This window comes from Parabacteroides hominis, assembly GCF_014287585.1.
Lineage (GTDB): Bacteria > Bacteroidota > Bacteroidia > Bacteroidales > Tannerellaceae > Parabacteroides > Parabacteroides hominis.
This window is the reverse complement of the sequence record NZ_JACOOJ010000087.1, coordinates 1-2,685: the sequence shown is the minus strand read 5'-3', so window position 1 is coordinate 2,685 and position 2,685 is coordinate 1. Positions and strand designations below refer to the sequence as shown.

The 2,685-nt window shown below is 43.6% G+C and carries 3 protein-coding genes; 1 reads left to right on the top strand and 2 read right to left on the bottom strand.

The annotated features are described in order from the left end of the window. The coding region (locus H8S65_RS20735) for a hypothetical protein (protein ID WP_186931704.1) at nucleotides 1-602 on the bottom strand (602 nt) is incomplete at its 3' end. A 249-nt stretch (nucleotides 603-851) separates the two neighbouring features. On the opposite strand from H8S65_RS20735, the gene H8S65_RS20730 reads away from it, so the two are divergent. Next, nucleotides 852-1,088, top strand: coding sequence for a hypothetical protein (locus H8S65_RS20730; protein ID WP_186931703.1), 237 nt, complete (start codon nucleotides 852-854; stop codon nucleotides 1,086-1,088). A 125-nt stretch (nucleotides 1,089-1,213) separates the two neighbouring features. Here the strand turns inward: H8S65_RS20730 and H8S65_RS20725 are convergent, their stop codons facing one another. Next, complete coding sequence (locus tag H8S65_RS20725) at nucleotides 1,214-2,518, bottom strand: LPD3 domain-containing protein (protein WP_186931702.1); 1,305 nt, start codon at nucleotides 2,516-2,518, stop codon at nucleotides 1,214-1,216. Between the last annotated feature and the right edge of the window lie 167 nt (nucleotides 2,519-2,685).

Sequence of the window (2,685 nt, the reverse complement as noted above, 5' to 3'; positions counted from 1 at the left end):
GAACGGTCCTGAAGATTTACGGAACCGGGAGCGTAATCGCCACGGGCTACGGCATCATCGATCGCCTTTTGCTGGATTCCGGTATATTCTTCGGACAGTGTTTTGATCTGATCCTCGATAGAGGTTTCAGAAGCCAAGTCAACACGTCCTAACCAGCTATCCGGGAGACCGGCATCCTTCAACTGCTTGCGGGCAGTCTCTTTCTTTGCTTCGTTTGTCGAGTTGGTGATGGAGTCGCCCACCTTCTTAGCCATGTCATCGACGCTCTTCTTCATACTTTCCAGATAAGCTTTTACTTCCGGGCTAAGATCCTTCAACAACTCTTCTTCCGTTTTCTTATTCTTATCCGGATCTTCTACCGATTTACCCTCCTTCAATCCGTATTTGGCTTCGTATGCAGCGACCGCAGCCGTTTCAGCTGTGTTTTTCGCTTCATTCTCCGCTTCCTGGATAGCCGGAAGGATATTTTCCTTGAATAGCTCCACGAAAGCCTCCATTCCTTCAGCCTTTTCGATCTTGAACGTCTTCTGAATACGTTCCGCATACTTCTCCGGCACGCCTTTTGTCTTACAGGCCGCCTTGATTAAATCTAAAATTGTCATAAGAGTTTTCTGTTTAAAATATAAGGGAGGAAAAGTTTTTTCTTGCAGGATTCAGAATAAGTGTTCATCTTTGTGGTGTCTATCATATTTAACTAAGGGATGTGGACATTTTTTGTGCACATGCATTTATTGTATAACGATACTTGGTATTCGTGTACCCCTGTGTGGAACTGTAATGGAACCACAGCATCCCTTGGAATGTGATAGACAGCAGGAAAGGCACGAATATCTTTTTTATTATAATTGATTATGTCTATCAATTCCAAGGATTCCAATGCCGCCAACAATAGTAACGGCAAAAGGACGGCTAAACCCTCCGAAATGGGTAAGTACTCCACTCCAGAACTACAAACCGCATTCAATAACGGTCGAGAAATCGGAAGAACCGAAGGAATGTTATACTACATCAAACATGCTTCCGAAAATATGCAAAAGGAAGCTGAGAAATTAAAATCGAAATTGCAGACGCAAAAAGCGAAAGGATAAATAGTCTTTTCTCTATCTTGACGATTAAAATTCCGAAATCGTTAGACAATTAGGAGATTATTTATATTTTTGCAAAAAGAAGGCGGTTTATAAGCAAGTCGTGGATTGTAGTTCCACGGGGCTACTTATGAATCGCCTTTCTTCTTTTCCAATAACCTTAAAATATTTATACTGTCCGAAATGCTATATAAGGTCGTACTTCCATCGGCTTGTTCTTTTACAAGAATCCAGGATTTTTCATTTTCTATCGTTGTTTCGAATAAGTGAACAATAGCATTATATCCGTGCTTATCATTTCCGCAACCAAGATATTCGGCCTCCTTTATCACAGAAGCTATATCCAAAAGCATTTCATTCTTCTTCTCGTAATATTTGTGTGGCTGGTTCAACCACTCTTTTATACCACGACCGGTAATCTGTATATCTTTTCGAAAATCTTTATTCCGAATAACAGTTTGTTTTAATAAAGAAGCCTTTTCCTTGATCTCCTTAAATCTCGCTTTACCGGACGCTACTTTAATCGAATCCTTTGGTTTTCCATCCCCCAGCAACCATTCCGCAAACTCCTCATGATCCATCATGACCGGCGTAGCTATGCAGATGCAGAACGGATGCCAGCCCGTAAACTTAAAATCCTTCGAGTATTGGCCAGCCTTTGCATCACACACAGGACACGAACCGTGATTCGATGGTGAACGTTCCACCTCTATCCCGGTCACGAAGTCCATATTCTGCCAACGTTCGTAATCGGCAGTTCGAAAAGCCTTATTTGTTTCCGTTGCCGCCAAGCGAAGGGCGTTCTTATAAGACGAACGATAAATGCCCTGCCCCGGATGATAGTCTTTCATCGGCTGGGATGGAACCAATTTGCCACTCGCGTCCCTTACACGGCGAAAACGACGGTTGGGTTCGTTTAGCAATTGCCGTATATCTTGGCTAATCAACGCGGCCGGACGGCCGGAAGACAAACCCGAAGAAAGGTAATACTCCAGATTATCCATAGCCCCGTCCGTTATATCCCAGACACGGGAGGATATAGTTTTGCCAAATTCATCTTTACGCTTCAACAGGGTATTCAGCGCATCGCCATTCCGGGAAAACAACTTTTCCCTTAGCGTAGTGGATATGGCCATATCCTTGATATAGCCCGCTACCAATTCATCCGCTTTCTTATTGCCTAAATTCCATACATCAGTAGCCGTATTGGATATATTGCTTACGAGCTGCGTGTGTAAATCATCCAACAGGCGTTCAATTTGCTTTTCAATAGTAGCATTACCTATCCATACACGGTCACCGCCATGATCCGACCATTTAGTCAAAAGAGGCCCGATCCTACGGACAAACTCGTCAAACGAATACTTTATGCTACCTTGCTGCCGAAATAAACGTTGCAGGAACTGCTGCTCATGAAACGATAGTTCTTTCATTCTCCATATCCCATTGTCAGACCAACCATATTATTGCGTTGCGCAGCTGTATCTTCCTCTTCCTCCATCAGCTTCATTTCTTCGTCCAAGTCTTCCGTCAGAGGAGAATGAGCCGTAACCGTGCGCTGGGCGTTGATCGGTTTACCTCCATTGGCAAGGGACAGAGT

Excerpts from the sequence above, each read along its gene's own strand:
- H8S65_RS20730 (WP_186931703.1), top strand. The coding sequence starts at position 852 with ATGTCTATCAATTCCAAGGATTCCAATGCCGCCAACAATAGTAACGGC.
- H8S65_RS20725 (WP_186931702.1), bottom strand. The coding sequence starts at position 2,518 with ATGAAAGAACTATCGTTTCATGAGCAGCAGTTCCTGCAACGTTTATTT.